This is a genomic window from Ferrimicrobium sp. (genome assembly GCA_022690815.1).
Taxonomy (GTDB): domain Bacteria; phylum Actinomycetota; class Acidimicrobiia; order Acidimicrobiales; family Acidimicrobiaceae; genus Ferrimicrobium.
In genome coordinates this window covers 22,863-28,862 of sequence record JALCZJ010000031.1, presented here as the reverse complement: position 1 = coordinate 28,862, position 6,000 = coordinate 22,863, and the positions used below count along the sequence as shown (strand labels likewise).

Sequence of the window (6,000 nt, the reverse complement as noted above, 5' to 3'; positions counted from 1 at the left end):
CTACGAGAACCTCGAGCAACTAGACGAGGCCATTCGTGCGTTCAACCGAGAGATCAATGGTAAGGTCCACACGAGTTCAGGCAAGATCCCAGCCCTCGTACTTGACGAGGAACGATTCCTGTTCTCTCCACTGCCGGCTACGCCGTATGTGGCCGCCTATGGGGTGATGCGCAAAGTTGAGGCCAACATGGGCATCGTACGCTATCGTCGCTGTGGATACTCGGTCGATCCCGACTTGCGAGGATCCACTGTCTATGTCCGTGAGGTTGGTGATGAGGTAGTGATTGGACTTGCTCACCAAATGAGACACATCACTCTGCTTAGCTATGCGGCTTGAACCCTAGACCCTTGTTCGAACTGAATCGGCGAGAGATACTTGATCCCCGAGTGTCGTCGCGTCTTGTTGTACCAGTTGATCCAGTCAAAGATTGCGGTCCTTGCCTCCCCTCGTGTGCTACAGGTTGTGCGTGTTCCCCCTGGCCAACCCCCTTCCCTCCACTACCTCCGCAACCGGTTCCCCGGTCTTGTTCGGCAGCTTCGTAGGTACTACGGAGTTGTCTGACTTCCCGCGCTCGTTCATCTCAGGCGTACGACCTTGGTCTTCCCTCGAGCGGTCCGACTGGTGATCAACCAGCCGGGCACGTGCGGGATCTCCCGGTTCTCGCGCATGGAGGTTCCGTACATGCCATGGTCCTCTGAGCGCGCGGGGCCCACCAACAACTCGCGATAGCGCTGCTGGTGGCGTTGCCTTCCGTTTCCTTAGACAACGTCGGCGCCCCGGATTCGCTGATTACGCGCCTCAATAGCCCGGCCTGCACGTGCCCCTGTCAACGCTTCACCAACGCCCTCGCGGACGCCGACGCATGACTCGGGGTCATCGTGGTTCGCTCAACCTTCGATGCAGAGCTCTTTCATCTGCTCCACCATGCCGGTTGATCCCGGCGCTCCCAAGGTTCGCTCCATATCATTGCACGCTCGTATGGGTTTCACTCCACCAAGGCTACCCTCGCAATCGTGATGCTAGCTTGTGGACCGAATGACTTGAAGCTACCCTATAAAAGGACCAGTTGATCAACATGAATGTCAGTCGAGCCATCTCATCTATGACACCAGGAGCGTTCTTGACCCCCGCCAAAACAGAGCCGACCCCATCCCGCCCGCACAGCCATGCAAATCGACCGAGGTCCAACAGCCCGGATTCCAAGCCCAGCCAGTGCGGACCCATCACCCAGGCAAGAACTCTACATGACTTTCTAATAGCAACGGCACCGCACCGCGCCTACAATACCAGCCACCATGTGATCGCACAAAGCAACCCACCAGCCGAGGTTAGCTCCCACCTTGACCATCATCCGTAGGAGTGGAGAGCTCGTCATCAGCCCCGAGGCCTGCACACAAAGCCCTTGCCTGTTGATTTATCCGTTCGACCTGTGTCCGCACTGCCGACAAACCGGGCTCCGTCTTAAGGAGCTCCTCATAGATGCGCTTAGCGGTTACTAAGTCACCCGAGAACCGTGCCGTATCCGCTGCGCCTGCTTTCGCACGCCAGCGCGGAATAAGAGAATCAAAACTCACCATACCCCGATAAGTCACAGACGTGGACTGAGCACGATCGAACGCTTGACGCGCCGAAGCAAGGAGCTTCGTCATCGCCACCAGATCGACCCGACCCTTTGCGTACCAGATACCAGGAAACTCAGGGTTTACCGCGACCCCGCGATTCGCTACAGCTCGAGCCTCCTCGATCCGTTCCTCCTTAAGCAACGCCTCTACCAGCAGAACCCGAACCTCAGAACCCCGCGCGTACCACGAAAACTCGCGCGAAAGCGTCTCCGCTCGGTACAACGCCGTGATCGCGTCCTGTGTCCTGCCCGCGAACAATAACTCCCTACCCAAAAACCCCCAAGCACCAACATCCTCGGGATTATCTTGAACAGCAGCCCTCAACAAGCCGATATTGCGCTCCAGCTTTCCTTTCGCCAACATGACATCAGGCTGGTAGCCAGTGTGCTTCAGTCGTACATTTACCGCCAATCGTGGAATGCGCCCTTCACCATCCGCATACTCAGGCGCCGCAACCAGTTGCTCATGAATGCGCCCCTCCCAGTGGAATCCAAAACGATTCGGGTGCATCCGAGACATGTCGAAATTAGGCTCGAGCCTCCCACCAACATCGTTTACCTGCACGATGCGCAGCGTCAACGCACGATCCAAAGACCCATACAGACCCGCAACTGTGTGGGGAGCATCAACATCTGCGGGCTCAAGCCATTCATCCGCGTCAATCCACAGGACCCAGTCACTCTTAACGTGCTCCAGTGCGAAGTTTCGCGCTTCAGCAAAACTACCCGTCCACGAGAAGGTATAAAAGTCACAACCAAGCTGACGTAGCACATTCACGGTGTCATCAGAGCTTCCCGTATCCACGACGACGACCTCATCGACTGCGCCGTCCAACGATTCCACGCACCGCCGTATGCCATCAGCCTCATCCTTTACGATGATGGCCGCGGCAACAGAGACATCAGGCACCTTGAGTAAATCGGCCAACCATGGCTCAACATCGTCCTTTGCAACCGACCCCAATCGGGCCCAGACGGGACCGACCCAGTCCGCCGAGGGATCCAACAACCAACCCCGTCGGTAACACAGCCAAGCCCCATACTGCACACCAGTGCGCTCCAACACCTCCCCGAGAAAAACCCAGGCCTGTGCAAATCTCGGATCCCGCTCGAGGATCGCCTGCAATTCCTGACGAGCCCTGGAATACTCCCCCTCCAAGATTAGGTTGCGGACTCTCCCTACCTCTTCAAATGATGACTCACCCACCTTGACTCCCACACCCTCGCATTCGATAATTCAACAACACATACACATCACACAGTACAAACCAATCCAGCGAAACCCGCTACCAAATCACCTAAGAGGACAAGCGCGACTTCACCCAAAAAGCAGAAGAAGCCCCATAAGGGGCTCCTTCTACAAATAGCCGACTAATTAGCCAATGGAACCAAAGGGATAGTTCCCGGCCCCGATATTTCAAGGACATCCGCCATGGGATAGCCAAGCGAGGTAAGGTCGCTAGCGCTAACCTGAATCAGGCTGGTCCCAGATGAAACCCAGTAACTACCAGCCGCCGAACCGTCAAGAACCTGCACAACAGTTCCCATAGCTGGCGCAGTCGGCTCCATTTGAGACGCACTAAGACTACTTAGCGCGACCTGAGGCCAATGAGCCATCAAGGACTCACCCATATACTTCGCAATCGACACAAGATCCCCGGGGTTAGCAACGGGAATAGCTACGCCACCTACCCACTCGTAAATGCCCGTGGACCCAGAAGCCTGCCAGAATGAGCCATTAGCCTCAACACTAGCCGCCATAGGCACGGTAGCACTCGACGGAGCCATGGTCATCATGGCCAAATCAGCCTGCGGAATCTCTACGACATCCTTGGCCGAGTAGCCATCCGACATGAAGGTCGCAGGGCTCGCGATGTGGTAGAGGTCCCCGCTCGCCCCTACAACGTAGATCGGAGCAAGGATAGCACCACTCTGCACCCCTTGAACAAGAGTACCCTCTGTCAGGGTGTCACCACTTGCGAAGACATCACTAGATGGAACCCCTACCGTTTGTTGCGTTGGGTTGCCCTCAGCCTTCTCGATCACCGCAGCATCCGGAACATTGGGCAGATGGAAAGCATACATGCCAGCCCAAACATAAAGGCTCCCATTGACGTTCGCGATAGAACCATTCGCCATCGCCTGAGGCGAAGCCGCACTTGGGGCCGTCAGTAGGCCAGACTCTAGCGAATCCGCGGTGGCCGTCAAGGTAGCCGTGTAATCACCTGAAGCTAGCGGGTTGAAGACACCGTCAACTGTTATATCGATGGTAGCACCCGACGGAATAGCCTTGGTCAGAGTCAACGTTGCCGTATCACCGTTGACGGAAACCGCTGGTACCTGCGAATCGGCCGACGTTGTTAGATCAGTTATATTGTAATCTGACGCCTCTAGCGGCAGAAACGCAGCGCTACTACCACTCGTGGCAGACAAGCTCAGAGTGCTACCCGAAGCAAGACCAGTGGCGAGCTCAATGTTGCTGAACGTCCAATTTGCAGGAACACCAACACCAGATGTGGAAGCAGACACAACCATACCGGAAGTCGCAGTCGAACCCAACGTCAACATCGCAGTGCCAGGATTCTCAAATCCTGTGGACAGTGACACCGTCACGCTGGCCGACGGCAACGGAACGCTCTGTAAGGTCAACGAATACTGGTCCCCCGATGCAAGCGTCACAGAACCAGCACCACTAGAATTTTGCCCTGCACCGAAGCTTAGGAAGCCCTCCGACACACCCGTAGTAACATCCATCAAACTACCCACAACGGGTCGGGAATCAGATGACAAACCAAGACCCGCAACCGTTAGCGAAGTTGTCCCACTAGCAAAGTTGACAAAATCAACCGTAACAGTGGAGGTAGCATTCGCATAAGGATTCGATGCCGTGACGCTGGTAACGTCTTCGTCTACACCCCAAGTGGTAGCGCCAGTTTGATAGCCATAAGTACCTTCATTGAAGGTGCCACTACTTGCAGTACCAGAATATGTAGCCTCAACTACCCCTGGACCAACACTCTTGATTGGTACATCAAGTACCCAAGTACCCGACGGTACCGTTGTGCCAGAGTCAGCCTTGATGCTAACTGAACCGCTAGCTGCACTACTAATTGTCACACCAGATGTGTATGACGTTCCATCCACCGTCAAGGTGGCCGAACCAGTCGAAATGTCAGCGGAAGGGATAGCACCTAAAGAACCACTAATATCAGCGCTTAGTGTAAAACCAATTGTGTCGCCTGACGACAACTTTTTACCCTTAAGAAAAGTGTACTCAGCAACAGTTACCTGACCTGGGTCTGTCGGGTCTGACAGAGACAACCCGGCAGGGGTAGTTGTGGAACCGGACGCCGTCACACCGAGAGAAGTTGTATCAACTTCTGGAGTAATCGTGCTAGTCGCCACATCAGTACTGTTCGTTACTCCGCGCAAAACGAAGTCAAGAGTATTCCCACTGCTAATAGTTACACTTGTAGAGCCAGCAGGGAGTGTGACCGAAAAGTCTTTATCAGCGCTTACATACGTAAGAGTAAGAAGCTGACCTGTGGTAGAATCGTACACTTCACCTGTTGAGGTTCCGCTAAAGCTCCAAGGGGCTGATGACTGCTCTTTGAATGTAAAGGTATCCGTCCCAGTCACCGCTACGGTAGTGGTGGCAACGAGATCAAAACTCAAAGTATTGGACTGGCCAACCTCGCTGTTGCTCTGATAAATTGGGGCTGCCGCCGTTGGAGCGGCAACAGTACCGATCTCCACCGAGGCAGTCAGCGTCTTCGAAGCAGTCGACTGCGCATAAGCCGTGCCCCCTGCGCCGAGTGTCATCATGCCAAGCGTACCTAGTGCGAGTGTAGCCCCGCTAGCAAGTGCGGCAAACTGTCGCCCCGACCTCTTACGGTTTTTCGAACCGGAAATTTCCATTACTTACTTTCCTCCTGCTTTCGACATCGGACTACCAACAGTCAACATCGGATGATACTACCCTAGCTTAACCCAAACCCTGCCAGAAAGGCAATATTTCTCGAAATTTCCTCCGTCAATCATGCGAAGCCTCGCACACAAACGCTTTGGCTCCTACAACCACCTTATCCACGATATCGCCATCCATGTTGGCTGTCAAGCACCACTGTGCCCCGAACCAGCGAATTGATGAACCACATCCCGTAAGAGACCAGTCCTCACCCTCGAGCCGACCCACCGACCCACTACAGATCATCACTGTGCACGACCAGTTGATTTGATTCTGCCGCCGAGTTCACTCCCCAGATACTCACGGCTCGAACGAAAGGCCCAACTGTGCATTCGAGGGTCTCGTGGGGTTCACGATGTAGTAACGATAAGTCCAACGTGACCCATTCGTGACCATGGGATACGCTCTGGG

The 6,000-nt window shown here is 54.9% G+C and carries 3 protein-coding genes; 1 reads left to right on the top strand and 2 read right to left on the bottom strand.

Annotated elements, in window-relative coordinates; translation table 11 throughout:
- Positions 1–337 (top strand): hypothetical protein (locus tag MP439_09250; protein ID MCI2976245.1); only part of this gene is annotated, 337 nt, incomplete at its 5' end.
- Between the two features lie 992 nt (positions 338–1,329).
- Here MP439_09250 and MP439_09245 read toward each other — a convergent pair.
- Complete coding sequence (locus tag MP439_09245) at positions 1,330–2,829, bottom strand: glycosyltransferase (GenBank protein ID MCI2976244.1); 1,500 nt, start codon at positions 2,827–2,829, stop codon at positions 1,330–1,332.
- 164 nt (positions 2,830–2,993) lie between these two features.
- A complete protein-coding gene (locus MP439_09240; GenBank protein MCI2976243.1) occupies positions 2,994–5,540 on the bottom strand; it encodes a hypothetical protein in 2,547 nt (848 codons plus the stop codon).
- Between the last annotated feature and the right edge of the window lie 460 nt (positions 5,541–6,000).